The organism is Streptomyces sp. NBC_01451 (assembly GCF_036227485.1).
GTDB lineage: Bacteria > Actinomycetota > Actinomycetes > Streptomycetales > Streptomycetaceae > Streptomyces.
The window spans coordinates 7,424,440-7,445,895 of sequence record NZ_CP109479.1; the positions used below are offsets into that span (position 1 = coordinate 7,424,440).

A 21,456-nucleotide genomic window follows, 5' to 3' on the forward strand; every position below is an offset into this window, starting at 1 on the left:
CGCTCCGGCTCTGCACAGGCATTGTCCCCGAACTCCCCCGGAGGGGGTACGTCCGGACGGGCCGGAACACCCGGGCCGGGGCTGGCGAGGTGCGGTGAACGGGTGGTGGGTGTGGGTGGGCAACGCGGTCCGGGCTGTACCGAACCAGCCTCGCGACGCCGGCGCGGCCACGCCTCACCCGATCCCCAGCGCCTCCTCCAGCAACGTCACGATCTCCGCGTGCCCGGTCCCCTGATCGACCCCCGCCACCACGTTCCCGTCCCGCACGAGCTCCACCGCCAACCCCTCCGCCCAGCGCCGCGTCACGTACTCCCCGCCGAATCCGTGCGCGCGCTCCAGCCCGGCCCGCAGCTCCGACGCCAGGTCCAGCCGAGTCCAGCGGCGGGCCTCCGTCAGCGCGTCGCCCCGCGACCCGGCGCCGTGCGCCAGCAGGGACCGTACACAGGCGGGGGAGCCCCGGCGGGCCGCCGCGACCAGTGGGGGTTCACCGGTCGGTCCGGGGCGGTCCGGGTCCGCGCCCGCTGCCAGCAGGGCCTCCACCACCGCCGGGTGACCGCATCGCAGCGCCCAGGTCAGAGCCGTGAAACCGAACGCCTCCACCGCGTCCGGAACGGCCCCCGAGGCCAACAGCGCCCGCACGACCTCCGTGTGCCCGCCGCAGGCAGCCCCGCACAGCGGGAGGTCCGACCCCGCGCTCAGCCGGTCGGGCGCGGCACCGGCGGACAGCAGCAGCCGTACGATGCCGGGCGCGTCGCTCACCGCCGCCACGTACAGGGCGCTCTGGCCGTCCTCGTCGACCGCTTCCGGGCTCACACCGAGGCGCAGCAGCCGTACGACCGCGTCCTCGTCACCCGCGTACAACGCCGTGAAGAGATCGCGCTCACTGCCGATTTGCGGTTCTTGCCCGTTCATACCTTCCGACCTTTGCTCGCGAAGGGCCGGTGAGGCAAAGGGTTTCGGGGTGAGGTGTCCCACGCTTCCCCGACGTCATGTGTCGCACTCCAGGACCGTCCGGCACACTCCGCACCGCGCCCGCACCCGCCCCCGGACCGGCACCCTGATCCGCTGGTGGCACGTCGGGCAGGGGAACGAGACCCGCAGCGGGCCGCGCCCGTCGTGGTCGCCGGGGGAACCGGGGGAGTCCGGGGTGAAGCTGTACGGGACGCCGCCCGGCTGCGACGCGTCCGGCGAACGGTGGTCCTGGGCATGGCGGCGGTCGCGTGCGTAACGGCGCCGGCCCGCCCAGCCCGCCGCCGTCAGCGGGGGCTGGCGCGTGTCGTGACGGGCCAGCTCCATGCCCGCCGCGTACGCCGTGTACGCCTGCGGACTGGTGAACCAGATCGCCGGGTCCTCGTCGAAGACCAGGGCGCGCTTGGCCAGGACGTACCCGAACTCCTCCGGCGTGAGATAGCCGAGCTTCTGCGAGGAGGCCGCGTCCTGGCGGAAGGCGTCGAGGAGCAGCCAGCCCGCGCCCAGGTACGCCGCCGCCGTGTCCGTGAGGATCTCGTTGTCCCGCGTCCCCGGGAAGGACAGGTCGAGCCGGTGCAGGTAGACATGCATCACCTCGTGCGCGAGGGCCGCGCCGATGTCCCTGCGGTGGGTGCGGAAACGGTCGTTCAGCTCGATGAAGTACTCGGGGCCCGCCGCCAGTTCGACGTTCGCGGCATGGGTCATCTCGCGGAATCCGACGATCATGCGCGCGTCCGGGAGCCGGTAGTGGCGCACCATCTGCCGGGCCACTCGCTGCGCACCCAGATACAGGTCGTCGGTGTCGCAGAACGCCACGTCGACCGGCGCCACACTGGTCGCGAAGGTCTGGACGGTGTCGTACGACAGCCTCTTGTAGAGCGCGTTGATCGCGGCCCGCACCGTCTCCAGATGTGGGTAGCCGTGCTCGACCGGTCCGCCGTTCGCCACGTCCGTACCCCCAAGACGCCCTGAACTGTCTTCCACCCTACGTGCCGGAGAGCTGTCGGTAAGAGCGGATTTCCCACGGTCCGGTTCCGCCACGTGTACGTGACATCCGCCCTTGTCCCGCACCCGCTCGGATCTTCATACTTGCGTTCTTTGTCATCACCCCCCACGAAAGGACGTACGTTGACCCACACCTCGTCGGTCGGAAGAAGAATCTCCCTGGTCAAGCGGGCCGCGGCGGTCGGTGCCGCGGCTCTCGCGATCGCGAGCCTCCAGCCGCTCGCCGCACAGGCCGCACCCGCGCCCGTCGTAGGAGGAACGCCCGCCGCGCAGAACGAGTTCCCGTGGCTGGTGCACCTCTCGATGGGCTGCGGCGGCGCGCTCTACAAGAAGGACGTCGTCCTGACCGCGGCCCACTGCGTGGACGGCTCCGGCGCCAACACGGGCATCACCGTCACCGCCGGGGTCGCCGACCTGAACGCCTCGGGGGCGATCAAGGTCAGGTCGACCAAGGTCCGCCAGGCCCCTGGCTACGTCGGCGCCGGCAAGGACTGGGCGCTCATCAAGCTCGCCCGGCCGATCGACAAGCCCACGCTGAAGATCGCCACGACCACCCAGTACAACCGCGGCACGTTCACCATCGCGGGCTGGGGCGACACCTCGGAGAACGCCGGCACCGGCACGACCAAGCTGCTGAAGGCCACCGTCCCCTACGTCAGCGACGCGGGCTGCAAACTGCACTACGGCAAGCGGCTCGTGCCCGGCGACGAACTGTGCGCCGGCTATCTGGCGGGCGGCGTCGACACCTGCCAGGGTGACTCCGGCGGGCCCATGTTCCGCAAGGACGACACCGGCGCCTGGATCCAGGTCGGCATCGTCAGCTGGGGCGACGGCTGCGCCCGGCCCGGCGTACCCGGCGTCTACTCCCAGGTGTCCACGTTCGCGAAGGACATAGCCCGGGCGGCGTCCGCGCTGTAGGACGACCCGGTCCGGCGGGGCGCCCGGCCCCGCCGGCAACGGCTCGTCACCCTCCGCCCGGGACCGCCGGGCCAGGGACCCGCAGCGAGGACCGCGGGCCCCATGGGCAAGAACCGGCGCCGGCCGGACCGCGCTCGCGGCGGTCCACGACGGCCTACGGCGGTCCACGCCGGTCCACGCCGGGTTTCGAGCGCCGACCGGGAAGACGAACGGCACAGGCGGAAGGACCGCGGATGTACCGCACCTGGATGCGCTTCTTCAGCCCCGCGCCCGTCCACCACCGGCTCGGCCTCGTCTGCCTCGGCGTCGGACTCCAGCACGGCGCCCTGCCCGCCGTCGGCCCGCGCGTCCTCGACCACCACGTGGCCGTCGTCGTGAGCGGCGGCCGGGGCTGGTTCCAGGGCGCCGACGGACGCCTCCGGTCCGTCACCGCGCCCACCCTGATCTGGCTCACCCCCGGCACCGCCCACCACTACGGGCCCGACCCCGACACCGGCTGGGACGAGGCGTTCGTCGACTTCACCGGACCCGCCACCGCCACATACGCCGAACTCGGCTACATCGAGCCCGAGCGGCCCCTCGTACCCCTCACCGACGCCGGCCCCGCCCGGGCCGTGATCGGGCGCATGGCCCGCGCGGCACGCCGCGACAACCCCGTCCTGGAGGTCGAGACGGCCGCCGCCGTGCACGAACTCCTCGTCGCCCTGCGGCGCACCCGCGCCGACCTGGCACCCGACGGCGGCCAGGTCCTCGCCGCCCTCGCCCGGGACGCCTGCCGGCCCCTGAGCGTCGCCGAACACGCCGCCCGGCACGGCATGACCCCCGCCGAACTGCGCACCGCGGTACGCCGCGGCGCCGGATGCAGCCCCAAGGACTACCTCCTCGGCATCCGGCTGGGCCGCGCCAAGGAACTCCTCGCCGCCACCGAACTGCCCGTCGCCGCCGTCGCCCGCCGCGTCGGCTACGAGGACCCCGCGTACTTCTCCCGCCTCTTCACCCGCCGCGTCGGCATGGCCCCCGTCCGCTTCCGGGCCCAACAGGGACGCACGGTCCCCGGCGGCTGGAGCGACCGTGTCCCCGACCCCGCGGACCCCCCGACGATCGAACGCCCGTACACCGCGTAAGGCCCGGCTCCCACCCCTCCCGCCCGCCCCGCGCAACCCCGACGCCCCACCAACCCGCCCGATCCGTGCCACGTAATGTGGACGCCCATGACCACCAGCAACAACCGTGAAGTCGACCCCGCGATCCGAGCGGAACTCGGCCGGCTGCGCGAGAGCATCGACAACATCGACGCCGCCGTCGTCCACATGCTCGCCGAGCGCTTCAAGTGCACCCAGCAGGTCGGCCACCTCAAGGCCGCACACCAGCTGCCGCCCGCCGACCCGAACCGCGAGGCCCAGCAGATCGCCCGCCTGCGCCGACTGGCCGAAAGCGCCAACCTCGACCCCGCGTTCGCCGAGAAACTCCTCAACTTCATCATCGCCGAGGTGATCAGACACCACGAGCGCATCGCCGAGGACACCCTGAACGGCGGGAAACCACCGGTGAATTGACCCCCGGGGCGTGACAGCCGGGCACCCGCGGGGGCATGCTGCGCTGTGCACTCCTTGTGCACTCGTAGTCAACCGACGGACACTGCGCGTCAGCGGCGCGGGCGCCGGCCGGTTGTCCACACGGGAGGTGACGTCGGGCCATGCCGTCGGATGCCAAGATCCTCATCGTCGACGACCACGAGGACACCCTGTACGCCCTGGAGAGCGCCCTGGCCCCGCTCGGCTACCTGCTCGCCCGCGCCACCAGCGGCGACGAGGCCCTCAAACAGGTACTGCGCGGCCAGGTCGGCCTCCTCCTGCTCGACGTACGCATGCCCGGCGTCAGCGGCCTCGACGTCGTGCGCTACATGCGCCGCCTCGAACAGACCCAGCACATCCCCGTCGTCCTGCTCACCGGCTTCGGCCCCGACGCCGAGCTCACCTCCACCGCCTTCGGACTCGGCGTCGCCGACCTCGTCCGGAAACCCATCGACCCCTGGACCCTGCGCACCAAGGTCCGCTACCTGTACGACGCCCACCGCCGCCACCTGGCCCTCGAACAGGAAGCACGCGAACTCCGCGCCCTCGTCAAGGACCACGACGTACTCACCGGACACACCCCGCGCCCCGCACTCCCGCACCCGCACGAGACCCACGACGAGCCCGCCCGGGCCCCCGACCCGGAGCTGGAGGAGGGCCGCACCTAGGGAACAGCGCCCCAGATGCCGCGAACCGCCCGCAAACGGCCCCACGGGCCGGACGGGAGCCAGGGGCGCACGCAGGGACAAAGGCCGTGTACCGATCCGCCCCTGTGCCCTGCCAGCGGCATCAGGCAGCATGTCCTCCATGTCCGTACTGACGCGCGACGAAGCGCAAGCCCGTGCCACCCTCCTGGACGTCCACCGGTACACGGTCGAACTCGACCTCACCACCGGGGACGACACCTTCGACTCCCGTACCGTGATCCGCTTCGCGGTGACGGCGGGCCACACCGGCGCGGACACGTTCGTCGAGGTCAGGCCCGCCGAGCTGCGATCGGCCACCCTCGACGGCCACCCCCTGGACACCGGCACCCTCACCGACGGCCGACTGCCCCTGAAGGGCCTCGCCGAGGGCGAGCACGAACTGCGCGTGGACGCCGCGATGCGCTACTCCCGCACCGGCGAGGGCATGCACCGCTTCACCGACCCCGTCGACGACGAGACCTACCTCTACACCCAGATGTCCCTGGAGGACGCGGCAGCCGTCTTCGCCAACTTCAACCAGCCCGACCTCAAGGCCGTCTTCGAGTTCACCGTGCGCGCCCCCGAGGGCTGGACCGTCCTCGCCAACGGCATCACCACCGAAACCGCCGACGGGCTCTGGCAGGCCGCCCCCACCCCCCGCATCTCCACCTACCTCGTCGCCGTCGCCGCCGGCCCCTGGCACTCCGTCCGCAGCGAACACCGCGGCCTCCCCTTCGGCCTGCACTGCCGCCGCTCCCTCGCCCCCCACCTCGAATCCGACGCCGACGAACTCCTCGACATCACGCGCGCGTGCTACGACCGCTACCACGAGAAGTTCGAGGAGCCCTACCCCTTCGACTCCTACGACCAGGCGTTCGTCCCCGAGTTCAACTTCGGCGCCATGGAGAACCCCGGCCTCGTCACCTTCCGCGACGAGTTCGTCTACCGCTCCGCCGTCACCGACACCGAGCGCCAGACCCGCGCCATGGTCATCGCCCACGAAATGGCCCACATGTGGTTCGGCGACCTCGTCACCCTCCAGTGGTGGGACGACATCTGGCTCAACGAGTCCTTCGCCGAGTACATGGGCTACCAGACCCTCACCGAAGCCACCCGCTACACCGACACCTGGACCGACTTCGGCGTCTCCCGCAAGGCCTGGGGCTACGACGCCGACCAGCGCCCCTCCACCCACCCCGTCGCCCCCGAAGCCGTCGACGACACCGCCGCCGCCCTCGTCAACTTCGACGGCATCTCCTACGCCAAGGGCGCCTCCGCGCTGCGTCAACTCGTCGCCTGGCTCGGCGAGAAGGACTTCCTGGCCGGCATCAACACCCACTTCGCCCGCCACCGCTTCGGCAACGCCACCCTCGCCGACTTCATCGACTCCCTCGCCGCCGCCACCGAACGCGACGTCCACGCCTGGGCCGACGCCTGGCTGCGCACCACCGGCGTCGACACCCTCACCCCGCGCCTCACCAACGGCGACGCCGGCACCTGCAACCTCACCGTCCGCCACGACGGCAGCCGCCCCCACCGCGTCGCCGTGGGCCTCTACGACCACGACGTCGCCGGCGACGGCACCCTCACCCTCCGCGAGCGCCTCGACATCGACGTCCCCCAGGACGCCCCGGAGCCCATCGGCAAGCGGCCCGCCCTGCTCGTCGTCAACGACGGCGACCTGACCTACGCCAAGGTCCGCTTCGACCCCGAGTCCTTCAAAACCGTCCGTGCCGCCCTCTCCGGCCTCCCCGACCCGCTCACCCGCGCGGTCGTCTGGAACTCCCTGCGCGACGCCGTACGCGACGGCCAGCTCCCGCCCGCGGACTACCTGGAGACCGTCCGCGCCCACCTCCCGCGCGAAACGGACCTCGCCCTCGTCCAGGGCGTCCTCACCTTCGCGTCGAGCGTCGTCGCCGACCGCTACCTGCCCCCGCAGGAACGCCCCGCCGCCCTCGCCGCCCTCGCCTCCCTGTGCCGCGACCTCATCCGCCGCACCGAGGACGGCGACCACCCCGGCCTGCGCCTCATCGCCGTACGCCACTTCATCGACGTCGCCGCGCACCCCGACACCATCGCCGCCTGGCTCGCCGACGGCACGGTCTCCGGCGGCCCCGAACTCGACCCCGAACTGCGCTGGCGCGTCCTGGCCCGGCTCGCCGTCCTCGGCGCCACCGACGAGACGGAGATCGACGCGGAACTCGCCCGCGACCCCAGCGCCTCCGGCCAGGAAGGCGCCGCCCGCTGCCGGGCCGCCCTGCCCGACCCCGAGGCCAAACTCCGGGCCTGGGAACAGATGTTCAACTCGGACGAGCTCTCCAACTACCTCTTCGTCGCCACCGCCCAGGGCTTCTGGCAGCCCGAACAGACCGACCTCACCGAGGAGTACGTCAAGCGGTACTGGACCGACGCCGTCGCCGTCGCCGCCCGCCGGGGCCCCGCCATGGCCGACGCCGCCGGCCGCTGGGCCTTCCCCGCCCACGCCGTCACCCCCGACACCCTCCGCCTCGGCGAGGAGTGCCTGCGCGACGCCGGCCCGATACCGGGACTGCGCCGCAAACTCGTCGACCAACTCGACGACCTGGGACGCGCGCTGCGCGTACGGGAAGGGGCACGGGAACAGGCGTAACGCGAACAGCGGCGCGCTGTAAGGGGCGCTCTGCGGGCATGGGGTCGTCCCTGCCTCACAGAGCGCCCCACGGCAACCCCCGTACCCCCTTTCGGGTTCCGATCGTTGGTCTTCCCGGGCGCGTCGCCCCGGCCCCGTCCAAGCTGGAACTCCCCAGCCACGCGCCCCGGGAGGACCACCATGCGCACGCCGCCCCTCGCCTCAGGCGCCGAAGGCCCCGACGCCCTGCGGCCGTTGCTCGACACGGTCCTCGCCGCCCTCGCGGACGGCGCCCACGCGCGCGGCGGCCCCCTCCCCGCCGGCGGACCCGAAACCGTCGCCCAGCGGATACGCGACACGCTCGGGGACGCACTGCCCGACAAGGGCGACGACAACGCCCTCCACGACCTCGTACGCGCCCTCGCCGAAGGCGCCGCCGACCCCGCCCACCCCCACTGCGCCGCCCACCTGCACTGCCCGCCCCTCGCCGTCGCCACCGCAGCCGACCTCGCCGCCAGCGCCCTCAACCCGTCCCTCGACTCCTGGGACCAGGCCCCGGCCGCCTCCGAGCTGGAAACCCTCGTCACGCGCGCCCTCGCCGCCGAGACCGGCGCCGCCGACGCCCTCGTCACCACCGGCGGCACCGAATCCAACCAACTCGCCCTGCTCCTCGCCCGCGAGACACACCCCGGCGTCCGCCTCGTGTGCGGCACCAACGCCCACCACTCCCTGTCCCGCGCCGCCTGGCTCCTCGGACTCCCCGAACCCGTCACGGTCCCCGCCCCCGCCGGCACCCTCGACCCCGCCGCCCTCGACGAAGCCCTCACCGCGCTGCCGGCCCCCCGCGGCCCACTCCTCGTCGCCGCCACCGCCGGGACCACCGACGCCGGGCTCATCGACCCGCTGCCCAGGATCGCCGCCCTCTGCGCCGCCCACGGCGCCCGGCTCCACGTCGACGCCGCCTACGGCGGCGGCCTCCTCTTCAGCACGCGCCACCGCACAAAACTCGCCGGCCTCGAACACGCCGACACCGTCACCCTCGACCTGCACAAACTCGGCTGGCAACCCGTCGCCGCGGGCCTCCTCACCGTCAAGAACCCCCACGACCTCACCGCACTCGCCCAGCACGCCGACTACCTCAACGCCGACGACGACACCGAAGCAGGCCTCCCCGACCTCCTCGGCCGCTCCCTGCGCACCACCCGACGCCCCGACATCCTCAAGATCGCCGTCACCCTCAAGACCCTCGGCCGCGACGGACTCGGCGCCCTCGTCGACCAGGTCTGCGCCCACGCCCACGAGTTCGCCCGCCTCGTCCGGACCCACCCCGGCTTCGAACTCCACGCCCCGCCGACCATCAGCACCGTGCTCTTCCGGCCCACCGCAGCAACCGACGACGCCGTCGCCGCCGTACGCCGGAAACTCCTCCACGACGGACGCGCCGTCCTCGGCCGCGCCCACCTCGACGGCCGCCTCTGGCTCAAGGCCACCCTCCTCAACCCCCACACCCGGCCGGACGACCTGGCCGCACTCCTGAAGCTGGTGGAAGGAAACACCCCCCGATGAAACCCCCCACGCCCGCCGGCGACCCGGCCACCACCCCCGTCCCCACCCCCGACGCCCCCCACGACCTCGTCGGCATCGGCATCGGCCCCTGCAACCTCTCCCTCGCCGCGCTCGCCCACCCGATCCCCGGCCTCGACACCGTCTTCTACGAACAACACCCCCGCTTCGACTGGCACCCCGGACTCCTCATCGACGGCTCCACCGTCCAAGTCCCCTTCCTCGCCGACCTGGTGACCCTCGCCGACCCCGCCAGCCCCTGGTCCTTCCTCAGCTATCTCAGAAGCCGCGACCGGCTCTTCCCGTTCTACTTCGCCGAGCGCTTCCACATCCAGCGCGCCGAATACGACGCCTACTGCCGCTGGGTCAGCGAGAACCTCCCCCGACTGCACTTCGGACACCAGGTCGACGCCGTCCGCTGGAACCCCGAACGAGACCTGTTCGAAGTCGACTTCACCCAACTCGACGCCGAAGGAGAAGCCGAGGCCCTCGGCCGGACCTACACGAAGAACGTCGTCCTCGGCATCGGCAGCGAGCCCTACATCCCCGAACCCCTCAAACCCCTCGTCGAAGCCCCCACCGTCCCCGTCCTGCACGCCGCCGACTACCTCGCCCACCGCGACCGGCTCCTCACCGCCGAACACGTCACCGTCGTCGGCTCAGGACAGACCGGCGCCGAGATCTTCCTCGACCTCCTGCGCCACCGCCCCGCCGGACGCGAGAAGATCCACTGGCTGGGACGCACCGAGGCCTTCGCCCCCATGGAGTACTCCAAACTCGGCCTCGAACACTTCACCCCCGACCACACCCGCTACTTCCACGCCCTCACCGAACCCGTGCGCGACCGCCTCGTCGCCGCCCAGTGGCAACTCCACAAAGGCATCGGCGCCGACACCATCGCCGCCATCCACGACGAGCTCTACCGACGCACCCTCCACGGCGGCTGGCCCGAAGCCGTCCTCACCCCCGGCGTCCGCGTCCGCACCGCCGGCCGCGTCGCCACCACCAAAGTCGAACTCCACCTCGAACACACCCAGCAGGGCACCCGCTCCCGCCTCACCACCGACGCCGTCGTCCTCGCCACCGGCTACCGCGACCGCCCCCTCGACCGCGTCCTCGCCGGCCTCGACCCCTACCTCCGCCGCGACAACGCCGAACGCCCCCGCATCGACGACCAGTTCAGACTCGTCCTCGACCCCGCCGTCACCGCCTCCGGCAGCCACGTCTACGTCCAGAACGCCGAACTCCACACCCACGGCGTCGGCACCCCCGACCTCGGACTCGTCGCCTGGCGCAGCGCCACCATCCTCAACTCCCTCACCGGCAACGCCCCTTACCCCCAGCCGGCCAGAACCGCCTTCACCACCTTCGGCCTCGAACAACCACTGCCCGCGGTCCCCACCCCCCGCCAGAGCCAGGAACGAGAAAAGGGCCAGCACCATGTGCTGACCCCTCTCGTGGAAGGAATCTGAGAAGTCCGAGAAACACGGGACGACGACCCGCCCCCCGCCCAGGACCCCCTGCCGGAAACCGCCGGCTAGAACACCGGCGTACCGTCGCGCGTCAGCCTCCAGTCCACCGACGCGAACTCCTTCGGATCCAGCACACCCTTCGCCGTCACCCACTCGGAGATCCGCGTACGGATCTCCGTCGACTCCGACCACAGCTCCGGCGCCGACGCCACATGCGGGAACGCCCCGCCGCCGTTGGCACGGTAGTTGTTCACCGCGAACACGAACTGCTGGGCGTCGTCCAGCGCGGCACCGTTGTAGGCCAGGTTCCTGATCCGCGAACCGGCCGCCTGCGCGATGTCGATGTCGTACGTCAGACCCGACACGTAGTCGTAGTTGTAGTCCGGCCGGTTCGCCGCGTTCGTCAGCTTCTCCACGTCGATCACCGCGTCCGCCGCCGTCTGCACGAAGTACTGCGCCGAGTACTCCAGGTACGCCCGCACCTGCGCGCCCGTCAGCAACTTCGCGACCAGCGTGTTGTCGTACACGTACAGACTCGACAGATCCCGGATCGTCACCTCGCCGGCCGGGATCTCCGACGTCCGCGAGAACGGCGACGCCTGCGCGATCACCGGCAGCGACGCGTACGACGTCCCCACCAGCGCCGCCCGCACCACGTCCTCCTGGACCCTCGTGATCAGGTCGATGATCGGAGCGTCCTTGTAACGCGCCTCCACCGTCGTCAACGTGTCCGTCGCCGTACCGACCACCTGGTTGACGTACGCCACCACCACGTCGTGCTCGTCCTTCAACAGCTTGGTGATCCTCGGGTCGTCCGCGACCGTCTTCGAGTCACGCACCGTCGCCGCCACCGACTCGACGGCCCACTTGCCCTTCTCGAACACCAACTCGATGTCGAACAGCGACAACCGCTCCGCGTACGCCAGCGGCTCCGACAGCACCACCGTCTTCCCGGTCGCCGTGTTGGTGACCTTCAGCTCCGCGATCTCCGTGTGCGCGTGCCCCACCAGAATCGCGTCGATACCCGGCACCTGCTGCGCCACCAGCGCCGCCGAGTTCTCGACGTACGGCAACTGGTCACCGTACGAAGAAGTCCCCGAAGACCCCGAGTGCGCCGACACCACCACCACATCCGCGCCCATCGAACGCAGCTTCGGCACCCACTTCGCCGCCTGCTCCTCCAGACCCGGGAACGTCAGCTTCCCCTGCACATACGCCTTGTCCCAGATCGCGATACCCGGGTTCGTCAGCCCCAGCACCGCCACCTTGACCGGCGGAGCACCCTTCACCTGGAACGTCTTCATGAAATACGGAGGGAACGCCGGCTTCAGCGTCTTCGCGTCCAGCGCGTTCGCACCCAGCAGCGGAAAACGGCACTGCGACTCGAACTTGCGCAGCGTCTCGATGCCGTAGTTGAACTCGTGGTTGCCGAGCGCCACCGCGTCGTATCCGATGGCGTTCATCGCCTGCGCCATCGGGTGCACCGGACCACCCTTGGCGGTGATCGGGTCGACCTTCGCGTAGTAGTACGTCAGCGGAGTGCCCTGAATCGTGTCACCCGCGTCGAGCAGCAGCGTGTTGCAACGCCCCTTCTCCTTGCGGACCTGCTCCACCAGCGTCGAGATACGGGCCAGCCCCTGCGCGTTGCCCTTCGCGTCGGAGTACTCCGCGTTCTTGAAGTAGTCCCAGTTGAAGATATGACCGTGCAGGTCGGTCGTGCCCATCACGGTCAGGGAGTACCGCTTCACCGGCTTCACGGGCTTCCTCGCCTCCGCGGCCTGCGCCGCCGGAGCCACGACAGCACTGGTCAGCGCCACCCCCGCCCCGGTCACGGCGGACTTCGTCAGGAACTTCCGGCGGTTCAACGGCATGTTTCGGGCTCCTCGGGGAATGGTCAACGACGCGCGTAGATTCTGACCCGCGCATGACCGGCGGCAACAGCCCCCGAAGGTTTCGATCTGGTGACCGGCAGACGCCGCAGCCTCCCGAACGCGGTCCGCAACCGCCCTACGAGTGACAGAGTGGGGCGTATGACCTCCAGCCCGGAGCACCCCACCGCTGTCCCCTACGGCACCCCGGACGCTCCCCGCATCGCCGTCCGCGGCGAAGCCCACCTCGAAGTCGACCCCGAGATCGCCCGCATCGGCATCACCGTCGGCGCCAGGGGCACGGACCGCCGCTCGGCACTGGACGACCTCACCCGCCGCAACGCCACCGTCCTGGACCTCGTGAAATCCTACGGCGAGGCAGTCGAACGCCTGGAAACAGGAGCCTTCTCCATCGCCCCGGAACTCACCAAACACGGCCGCGGAGAACGCGTCCGCGCCTACCACGGCCGCGTCCACCTCACCGCCGAACTCACCGACTTCACCGCCCTCGGCGAACTGACCAGCAAACTCGCCGACCTCGACCTCACCGGAGTCGACGGCCCCTGGTGGGCCCTGCGCCCCGACTCCCCGGCCCACCGCGACGCCCGCCGACAAGCGGTACGGGAAGCGGTACAACGAGCCCGCGAGTACGCCGAAGCCCTGGGCACCTCGCTCGCGGCCCTCGTGGAACTGGCCGACGTGGGCGCCGAGGCCGCACAGCCCATGGAGTACGGAGTCCAGTCCCGCTCCCTCCGCCGCGCGGCCTTCGCCGGCGCACAGGCCGCGGACGAGGCCGCACCGCTCGACCTGGAACCACAGCGGCAACAGGTCTACGCACAGGTGAACGCCCGCTTCACGATGGTGCCGCCACAACTGTGAACAGGCCCGGCGACGGACCTCTGAACAGGCCACTGAAATGCTCATCGGAGCAACCCGGCGCGCAATTCAACAGTTGTCAATAACCCTTCACACAACGGTTGTTGAGTAGTCATGCAGGGCCAATTCACTACCCACCGGTAAGGCCTACGCTCGAAGTATGCGTCGAGCAAAGATCGTCTGTACCCTGGGCCCCGCCACCGACTCGTACGACCAGATCAAAGCACTGGTCGATGCCGGAATGGACGTGGCCCGCTTCAACCTCAGCCACGGCAGCTACGCCGAACACGAGGTGCGTTACCAGCACGTCCGCAAAGCCGCCGACGAAACCGGCCGCAGCATCGGCCTCCTCGCCGACCTTCAAGGCCCGAAGATCCGGCTCGGCCGCTTCACCGAAGGCCCCGTACTCCTCGAACGCGGCGACACCTTCACCATCACCGTCGAAGAAGGCGTCGAAGGCACCCAGCAGACCTGCGGAACCACCTACGCGGGCCTCGCCACCGACGTCACCCCCGGCGAACTCGTCCTCGTCGACGACGGCAAGGTCTGCCTCGAAGTCACCGCCGTCGACGGACCCCGCGTCCACACCAGAGTCGTCGAAGGCGGAGTGATCTCCGACCACAAGGGCCTCAACCTCCCCGGCGTGGCGGTGTCCGTCCCCGCCCTCTCCGACAAGGACGAGGCAGACCTGCGCTGGGCGCTGCGCACCGGCTTCGACGTCATCGCGCTGTCCTTCGTCCGCAGCGGACGCGACATCGACGACGTCCACCGCATCATGGACGAGGAACACCACCGCCTCCCGGTCATCGCCAAGGTCGAGAAGCCGCAGGCGGTCGAAGCGATCGACGACATCGTCGCCGCCTTCGACGGCATCATGGTCGCCCGCGGCGACCTCGGCGTCGAAATGCCCCTGGAACAGGTCCCCATCGTCCAGAAGCGCGCGATCAAACTGGCGAAGCGCAACGCCAAGCCGGTCATCGTCGCCACGCAGATGCTCGACTCGATGATCGAGAACTCCCGCCCGACGAGGGCGGAGGCGTCCGACGTCGCCAACGCGGTCATCGACGGCACGGACGCGGTGATGCTGTCCGGCGAGACGAGCGTGGGCAAGTACGCCATCGAGACGGTCCGCACGATGGCGAAGATCGTCGAGGCGGCCGAGGAGGACATCCTCGCCAAGGGCCTGCCCCCGCTGACGGAACGCAACAAGCCCCGCACCCAGGGCGGCGCCGTGGCCCGCGCGGCGGCCGAGATGGGCGACTTCCTCGGCGCGAAGTTCCTGGTGGCGTTCACCCAGTCCGGCGACACGGTGAAGCGCCTCTCCCGGTACCGGTCCCCGATCCCGCTCCTGGCCTTCACCCCGGACCCGGCGACCCGGTCACAGCTGACGCTGACATGGGGCGTGGAGACCTTCCTGGGCCCGCACGTCGACTCCACGGACGCGATGGTCGACCAGGTGGACGAGCTGTTGTTGAAGTACGGGCGGTGCCAGAAGGGCGACGTGGTGGTGATCACGGCCGGCTCGCCGCCCGGAGTATCGGGGTCCACGAACCTGGTGCGGGTACACCACATCGGCGAGGACGACAGCCCCAAGTAGGCGTTGGCGGGAGGGCCCCTCTCCGACTGACGGAGGGGCCCATTCCGGTTCAGTGCTTGGGGCCCACGTGGGTGTCCATCAGGGCCACGGAGGCTTTGCGGGCGACGGAGATGTTGAAGGGGTCACTGCCTCGGGCGAGGGTGGTCCATTGGACGCCGACTTTGTCGAGGGTGTCGCTGAAGAGCCTGCGGATGTCGTCGGACTTGTTGGAGAAGAAGTACCGGGGGTACTCGTAGCGCTTGCGCTCACCGGCGACCAGGCGAGTGGTCCAGTTGGTGATCCGGCAGCCGTCGGAGTGGATGAGGCCGCGGATGAATGCCCAGGGGTGCGCGTCGACGATGTCCTGTTGCCAGGGCTCCAGGGCGATGCGGCGGTCGTGTTTCTTGCCGGGGCCGTGCTGAGGAAAGAGGCACGGCCAGTGCTTGCTTGAGCTGGTGACCGCGAGGCAGCCTTTCCTGTTCACCCGGCACACACTGTTGTCCGGGCGCACTGCGCGAAGCGCTTTCTCGCATGCGTCGACAACACCAGGCCATGCCTTGTCCAGGACGACGCGCATGAAGTAGACCCCTCGTTGATGAGCGCTGATGCAGCCGTCACCGAGGTAGAGGCCCAGCAGGTAGGCGTACGCAGCTTGGTCCTCGGGCGGACGTGGTGGGTCCTCGCACCTGGGGCAGGGCAGACCGATGCGGGTGCGAGGCTCGATGCGGTGTTGCCAACTGCGGATTGCGGCCCGGGATATCCCCGTCTCCTTGCTGACGGAGTTCAGGCTGCGTCCCTGACCCACCAGCACCAGGGCTCGCTTACGTGTGCCAATGTCGTACATACCGACAGACTGTGGGAGTCATCGCGACGGCGCGCAGCAAATAGTGGATGTTCACTAGAACGGGAACATCCACTTTCGGATATCAGCCTTGGAATCTAAGGAAAAGTGCCCCGGGTCGGACTCGAACCGACACTGTATGGGTTTTGAATCCATTGCCTGCTGCCAATTGGGCTACCGGGGCCCAGTGAATCGAAGGTTTGCCTCGACCCGCTGCCCGACTACCTTACCGCAGCTAGGTACGCTCTTGTCAGCAGCACCCCGCCCTGATCAAGGAGCCCCCGTGACCGCCCCCGAGTCGCCCCAGCCCGCAGACGCGCCCGACGACGACAAGTCGCACGTGCCTCCGCTGACGACCCGTGTCGTCATTGCCGAGGACGAGGCGCTCATCCGGCTCGACCTCAAGGAGATGCTCGAAGAAGAGGGCTACTCCGTCGTCGGTGAGGCCGGTGACGGTGAGGAGGCCGTGGAGCTTGCCCGTAAGCACCGGCCGGACCTCGTCATCCTCGATGTGAAGATGCCGAAGCTCGACGGCATCTCGGCGGCCGAGAAGATCGCCGAGGAGTCCATCGCGCCGGTGCTGATGCTGACCGCCTTCTCGCAGCGCGACCTCGTCGAGCGGGCCCGCGACGCCGGGGCCATGGCGTACCTGGTGAAGCCGTTCAGCAAGAGCGACGTCGTGCCGGCGATCGAGATGGCGGTGTCGCGGTTCAACGAGATGCGGACGCTGGAGAAGGAGATCGCGGATCTCACGCTGAGGCTGGAGACCCGCAAGCTCGTCGACCGTGCCAAGTCGGTCCTGCAGACGGAGTACGGCCTGTCCGAGCCCGCCGCGTTCCGGTGGATCCAGAAGACGTCGATGGACCGGCGCATGTCCATGCAGCAGGTCGCGGAGGCGGTCATCGCGGACGCCGAGGAGAAGAAGGCTGCCAAGGGCTGACGCGGCCACAGGCGGGCGTACGACGTACGAGGAGGCCCGCACCCCCGGTCGGGGGTGCGGGCCTCCTCGTACGTGCCGTCGGGGGACTCAGTCCTCGCCGAGGTACGCCTTACGTACCGACTCGTCGTGGATCAGGTCCTGGCCGGTGCCGGAGAGGACGATGTTGCCGACCTCCATGACGTGTCCCTGGTCGGCCAGGGAGAGAGCCGCCTGGGCGTTCTGCTCGACCAGCAGGATCGTCGTACCCGTGGACTTGAGTTCGACGATGGTGGCCATGATCTTCTGCATCATGATCGGGGAGAGGCCCATGGAGGGCTCGTCGAGCATGAGCAGTTTGGGCTGGGACATCAGGGCGCGGCCCATGGCCAGCATCTGCTGTTCGCCGCCGGAGAGGGTTCCTGCGGCCTGCTTCCTGCGTTCCCCGAGGATGGGGAAGAGGTCGTAGGCGCGTTGGATGTCCTTCTCGATGGCTTCCTTGTCCTTGCGGAGGAAGGCGCCGAGCTGGAGGTTCTCGGCGATGGTGAGGCGGGGGAAGATGTGCCGGCCCTCGGGGGAGTGGGCGAGCCCGAGGGAGACGATCTTGTGGGCGGGGACGCCGTTGAGCGGCTTGCCGTCGAACAGGATCTTGCCGGAGGTGGGCTGGAGCAGGCCGGAGAGGGTGCGCAGGGTGGTCGTCTTGCCGGCGCCGTTGGTGCCGATGAGGGTGACGACCTGGCCGGCCTCCACGCTGAAGGAGATGCCCTTGACGGCTTCGATCTTGCCGTAGGAGACCCTCAGGTCCTCGACTTCGAGGAGTGCGGTCACTGGCCTTCTCCCTTGGTGCTGGTGGTGCTTGTCGCGTCCTTGGCGGCTTCGGCGGCCTCGACCTCTGCGGCTTCCGCCTGGCCGGGGTCGCCTTCGAAGGGTTCGCCGAGGTAGGCGGCGATGACGCGTTCGTCGGCCTGGACGACCTCGGAGGTGCCCTCGACGAGCTTCTCGCCCTGGACGAGGACGGCGACCCGGTCGCTGAGGTTGAAGACGAAGCGCATGTCGTGCTCGATGAGGAGGACGGCGATGCCCTTGTCGCGGATCGCGAAGACCAGTTCCTCGGTCGCCCGCGTCTCCTGGGGGTTCATGCCCGCCGTCGGCTCGTCGAGCAGGAGCAGGCCCGGCTCCGACGCCATCGCGCGGGCGATTTCCAGCTTGCGCTGTTCGCCGTAGGGGAGGTTGCGGGAGAGGTGGTCCCGCTTGTGGGCCAGGCCGATGAACTCCAGGAGTTCCATGGCACGTTCTTCGCTCGCCTTTTCGGCCTTCTTGAAGCCGGGGCCGCGGAGGAGGGCGGACCAGAGGCCTTCCTTGGTGCGGGTGTGGCGGCCGACGAGGACGTTCTCCAGGACCGTCATGTTGGCGAACAGACGGATGTTCTGGAACGTACGGGCGATGCCTGCCTGGGTGACCAGGTGGGGCTTCGGGGGGAGGACGGTTCCCTTGTAGGAGACCGTGCCCTCGGTGGGGACGTACAGGCCGGTGAGGCAGTTGAAGAACGTGGTCTTGCCGGCGCCGTTGGGGCCGATGAGGCCGACGATCTCTCCGCTGTTGACCGTGAAGTCGACGGAGCGGACGGCGGTGAGGCCGCCGAAGCGCATGGTGACGTTGCGCGCTTCGAGTACGGGGGTGGGTGTGCTTGTGGTCATGGTGGTTACGCCCCCGCCTTGGTGACGGCCGGATCGTCGGCGAGTGTTTCTGTGTCGGGTACGTCGAGCTGGCCGGTCTCGTGGAATTCGAGCTGGCGGCGGCGGTTGGCGATGATGCCCTCGGGGCGGAAGCGCATGAGGACGATCAGGGCGATGCCGAACGCGAGCAGCGACTTGTCCTGGAGGAAGACGAGCTTCTCGGGGAGCAGGTAGAGCAGTGCCGCGCCGAGGAGTGGGCCCGCGACCGTGCCCATGCCGCCGAGGACCACCGCGGCCAGGAGGAACGCCGAGTTGGGCGGGGTCGAGCCGGCGAACTGGTACGGGGTGGGGACCACGCTGTAGGTGACGTGGGCGCTGACGGTGCCGGCGAGGCCGGCGAGGGAGGCGCCGAGGGCGAAGGCGATGAGCTTGACGCGGAAGCCGTTGATGCCCATGGCGGTGGCGGCGGTCTCGTCCTCGCGGATGGCGATCCAGGAGCGGCCGATACGGGAGTCGGCGGCGCGGGTGTAGACGAGGACCACGATCGCCATGATCAGGACCATGAGGAGGTAGTAGTTGGCGAACCGGCCGAGGGTGAATCCGCCGACGTCGTGGGCTTCGCCGAAGTTGAAGCCGAAGAAGTCGAGGTCGGGGATGGAGGGGATGCCGTTGGGGCCGTTGGTGATGTCGGGCCCGGAGACGCCGTCCATGTTGTTGACGGCGATACGGAAGATCTCTCCGAAGCCGAGGGTGACGATGGCGAGGTAGTCGCCGCGCAGGCGCAGGGTGGGCGCGCCGATGAGGACGCCGAAGATGAGCGAGGCGGCGGCGCCGGAGAGGGCGGCGGCCCAGAAGGGGAACTGGACGCCGGAGAACTTGGAGAACTCGGAGCCGGAGACGAGGGCGGCGGTGTAGGCGCCGACGCCGAGGAAGGCGACGTATCCGAGGTCGAGGAGGCCGGCGAGGCCGACGACGATGTTGAGGCCGAGGGCGACGGTCCCGAAGATCAGGATGTTGACGCCGATGTTGGCGTAGTGGTCGTCGGTCTGGGTGAAGGGGAACAGGATCGCGGCGGCGAAGCCCATGGCGAGCGTGAAGCCGCGGTGGTGGGCCACGAGCCGGGAGAAGCGGTCGGTGAGGCCCGCGGAGTGTACGGCCCACATGGCGAACACGACGAGGATGAGGTAGCCGATGAACAGCTCGCCGTACTCGGTGTCGATGCCGTAGGTGAAGACGCCGAGGCCGAGTGCGGTGACCGCGGTGATGATCGCGCGCTCGATCCAGGGGGAGAGGGTCTGCGCTGCGGGGACGCGGTCGGGCTTGCCGATGTAGGCGGTCAGGCCCTTGAGGGTGGCGATGACGATGCGGGTCCGGGAGGGGATGCCGCCCTTGCGCAGGCCCGCGTCGTAGGCGGCCTTGGCGTTGCGGGTCTCGTCGGCCGTGGTGGGCAGCGCGAAGGCGCCGACGACCGTGAGGAGTGAGGCGGCGGCGGCGACGTAGGCGCCCGGTTCGAGGTTGACGAGGCCGTCGAGGTTGACGGTGATGGCGACGACGGTGAACCAGGTGGTGCCGAAGGTGCCCAGGGCGGTGAGGACGATGGGGCCGTTGTTGCCACCGGGGACGAGCCAGCCGAGGCCGCGGATGCCGTAGGCGGCGAGGGCGAAGAGGGTGATCAGGAGGCCACCGGTGAAGGTGAGCCACTGGAGGCCGCCGGGGTAGCCGGTGATGGTGAGGTCGCCGGGGAACTTGGAGGTCCAGGTCCAGGCGAGGAAGGCGGAGACCGTGGTGGCGATGCCGCCGACGAGGGTGAGGGCGCGGGCCGCGGTGGGCGGCAGCGGGATGAGGCCCGGCTCGGGGGCGGGCGTCGCTTTGGAGAGGTCGGTCATGGTGATCACGCCCTGTCCGCGACGCGTTCGCCGAGCAGGCCTTGTGGCCTGACGAGCAGCACGATGATGAGGAGGCAGAAGGCCCAGACGTTGGCCCAGCCCTGGCCGCCGAGCTGCTGCATGCCGGGGATGCCGTCGATGTAGGCGGAGGCGAGGGTCTCGGCGACGCCGAGGACGATGCCGCCGAGCATGGCGCCGTAGATGTTGCCGATGCCGCCGAGGACGGCTGCGGTGAAGGCCTTGAGGCCCATCAGGAAGCCCATGCGGTAGTCGACGTTGCCGTACTTGAGGCCGTAGGCGAGGGCGGCCACGGCGGCGAAGAAGCCGCCGATGGCGAAGGCGATGACGATGATGCGGTTGGTGTCGATGCCCATCAGCTGTGCGGTGTCGGGGTCCTGCGCGGTGGCCTGCATGGCGCGGCCGGTGCGGCTGCGGCGGACGAAGAGCGCGAGGCCGGACATGCAGACGATGGCGGCGACGACGAGGAAGATGTCGGCGTCCTTGATGGTGACGGAGCCGATGTCGTGGGTGGCGTCGAGGCCGGGGAAGGCGCGGGCCCGGTCGGCGTCGGGGTAGAAGTTGCGGACGACCTCCTGGAGGGCCAGGGAGAGGCCGATGGCCGTGATGAGCGGCGCCAGTCGTGGTGCTCCGCGTAGGGGTCGGTAGGCGAACCGTTCCGCTCCGACGGCGATGAGGATGGCGACGATGGCGCCGCCGATCAGCATCAGGGGCACGGCGATGATCATCGCCGTGTTGTCGGGGAGAACGTAGAAGTAGACCGTGAGGGCGCCGAATGCCCCGGTCATGAAGATCTCGCCGTGCGCGAAGTTGATGAGCTGGACGATGCCGTACACCATCGTGTAGCCGATGGCGATGAGCCCGTACATCGAGCCGAGGAGCAGCCCGTTGGCCAGCTGCTGCGGCAGGGTGTTCACCGCGTGGCCTCCATGTCGCTGGTGGTCGTGTGCACTGGATACGTGCCGGGGGTGGTGGGGTGTGACAACGGGCCGCGCGGTCGGGGT

Annotated in this window: 18 protein-coding genes and 1 tRNA gene; 10 read left to right on the forward strand and 9 right to left on the reverse strand. The window is 69.9% G+C overall.

Going from position 1 to position 21,456, the window contains the following annotated elements; all coding sequences use genetic code 11:
* Positions 1–174: 174 nt before the first annotated feature.
* Positions 175–912, reverse strand: a complete 738-nt coding sequence (locus OG595_RS32665) for an ankyrin repeat domain-containing protein (RefSeq protein WP_329278283.1) — start codon at positions 910–912, stop codon at positions 175–177.
* A 75-nt stretch (positions 913–987) separates the two neighbouring features.
* Positions 988–1,917 (reverse strand): hypothetical protein, encoded by a 930-nt coding sequence (locus tag OG595_RS32670; protein WP_329278285.1) that lies wholly within the window; start codon positions 1,915–1,917, stop codon positions 988–990.
* A gap of 180 nt (positions 1,918–2,097) precedes the next feature.
* On the opposite strand from OG595_RS32670, the gene OG595_RS32675 reads away from it, so the two are divergent.
* The 7 genes from OG595_RS32675 (at position 2,098) to OG595_RS32705 (ending at position 10,795) form a co-directional block, all read left to right on the forward strand.
* Positions 2,098–2,892 carry a S1 family peptidase gene (locus OG595_RS32675; protein WP_329278287.1) on the forward strand — a complete coding sequence of 265 codons (795 nt, stop codon included), beginning with the start codon at positions 2,098–2,100 and terminating at the stop codon, positions 2,890–2,892.
* Between the two features lie 233 nt (positions 2,893–3,125).
* Complete coding sequence (locus tag OG595_RS32680; RefSeq protein WP_329278289.1) at positions 3,126–4,016, forward strand: helix-turn-helix domain-containing protein; 891 nt, start codon at positions 3,126–3,128, stop codon at positions 4,014–4,016.
* Positions 4,017–4,103: 87 nt separating this feature from the next.
* Positions 4,104–4,448 carry a chorismate mutase gene (locus OG595_RS32685; protein ID WP_164314705.1) on the forward strand — a complete coding sequence of 115 codons (345 nt, stop codon included), beginning with the start codon at positions 4,104–4,106 and terminating at the stop codon, positions 4,446–4,448.
* Between the two features lie 140 nt (positions 4,449–4,588).
* Positions 4,589–5,134: a response regulator gene (locus OG595_RS32690; protein WP_329278293.1), complete on the forward strand. Its 546-nt coding sequence runs from the start codon at positions 4,589–4,591 to the stop codon at positions 5,132–5,134.
* A 139-nt stretch (positions 5,135–5,273) separates the two neighbouring features.
* On the forward strand, positions 5,274–7,781 hold the full coding sequence (pepN, locus tag OG595_RS32695) for an aminopeptidase N (protein ID WP_329278295.1): 2,508 nt from the start codon (positions 5,274–5,276) through the stop codon (positions 7,779–7,781).
* A gap of 180 nt (positions 7,782–7,961) precedes the next feature.
* Entirely contained in the window at positions 7,962–9,326 is a 1,365-nt protein-coding gene (locus OG595_RS32700; RefSeq protein ID WP_329278297.1) for a pyridoxal phosphate-dependent decarboxylase family protein, read from the forward strand.
* Positions 9,323–10,795, forward strand: a complete 1,473-nt coding sequence (locus tag OG595_RS32705) for a lysine N(6)-hydroxylase/L-ornithine N(5)-oxygenase family protein (protein WP_329278299.1) — start codon at positions 9,323–9,325, stop codon at positions 10,793–10,795. Before OG595_RS32700 ends, OG595_RS32705 begins: the two co-directional genes overlap by 4 nt.
* Positions 10,796–10,860: 65 nt before the next feature.
* On the opposite strand, the gene OG595_RS32710 is transcribed toward OG595_RS32705, so the two are convergent.
* Entirely contained in the window at positions 10,861–12,666 is a 1,806-nt protein-coding gene (locus OG595_RS32710) for a bifunctional metallophosphatase/5'-nucleotidase (RefSeq protein ID WP_329278301.1), read from the reverse strand.
* A 159-nt stretch (positions 12,667–12,825) separates the two neighbouring features.
* Between OG595_RS32710 and OG595_RS32715 the strand changes: the two genes are divergently transcribed.
* Complete coding sequence (locus tag OG595_RS32715) at positions 12,826–13,542, forward strand: SIMPL domain-containing protein (RefSeq protein WP_329278303.1); 717 nt, start codon at positions 12,826–12,828, stop codon at positions 13,540–13,542.
* 157 nt (positions 13,543–13,699) lie between these two features.
* Positions 13,700–15,136 carry a pyruvate kinase gene (gene pyk, locus OG595_RS32720; protein ID WP_329278305.1) on the forward strand — a complete coding sequence of 479 codons (1,437 nt, stop codon included), beginning with the start codon at positions 13,700–13,702 and terminating at the stop codon, positions 15,134–15,136.
* A gap of 49 nt (positions 15,137–15,185) precedes the next feature.
* Here pyk and OG595_RS32725 read toward each other — a convergent pair whose 3' ends face one another.
* Positions 15,186–15,959: a transcriptional regulator gene (locus tag OG595_RS32725; RefSeq protein WP_329278307.1), complete on the reverse strand. Its 774-nt coding sequence runs from the start codon at positions 15,957–15,959 to the stop codon at positions 15,186–15,188.
* Positions 15,960–16,065: 106 nt separating this feature from the next.
* Positions 16,066–16,140 (reverse strand) — tRNA-Leu (locus OG595_RS32730).
* Positions 16,141–16,239: 99 nt separating this feature from the next.
* Here OG595_RS32730 and OG595_RS32735 point away from each other — a divergent pair.
* Positions 16,240–16,896 (forward strand): response regulator, encoded by a 657-nt coding sequence (locus tag OG595_RS32735; protein ID WP_164314724.1) that lies wholly within the window; start codon positions 16,240–16,242, stop codon positions 16,894–16,896.
* An 87-nt stretch (positions 16,897–16,983) separates the two neighbouring features.
* On the opposite strand, the gene OG595_RS32740 is transcribed toward OG595_RS32735, so the two are convergent.
* The 4 genes from OG595_RS32740 to OG595_RS32755 are packed head-to-tail and all read right to left on the reverse strand — an operon-like array spanning position 16,984 to position 21,369.
* Complete coding sequence (locus OG595_RS32740; protein ID WP_329278310.1) at positions 16,984–17,700, reverse strand: ABC transporter ATP-binding protein; 717 nt, start codon at positions 17,698–17,700, stop codon at positions 16,984–16,986.
* On the reverse strand, positions 17,697–18,569 hold the full coding sequence (locus OG595_RS32745) for an ABC transporter ATP-binding protein (protein ID WP_329278313.1): 873 nt from the start codon (positions 18,567–18,569) through the stop codon (positions 17,697–17,699). Before OG595_RS32745 ends, OG595_RS32740 begins: the two co-directional genes overlap by 4 nt.
* 5 nt (positions 18,570–18,574) lie before the next feature.
* Complete coding sequence (locus OG595_RS32750; protein ID WP_329283410.1) at positions 18,575–20,434, reverse strand: branched-chain amino acid ABC transporter permease; 1,860 nt, start codon at positions 20,432–20,434, stop codon at positions 18,575–18,577.
* 5 nt (positions 20,435–20,439) lie between these two features.
* The gene (locus tag OG595_RS32755) at positions 20,440–21,369 is read right to left on the reverse strand and encodes a branched-chain amino acid ABC transporter permease (protein WP_329278316.1); all 930 of its coding nucleotides are present in this window, start codon (positions 21,367–21,369) and stop codon (positions 20,440–20,442) included.
* Positions 21,370–21,456: the final 87 nt, after the last annotated feature.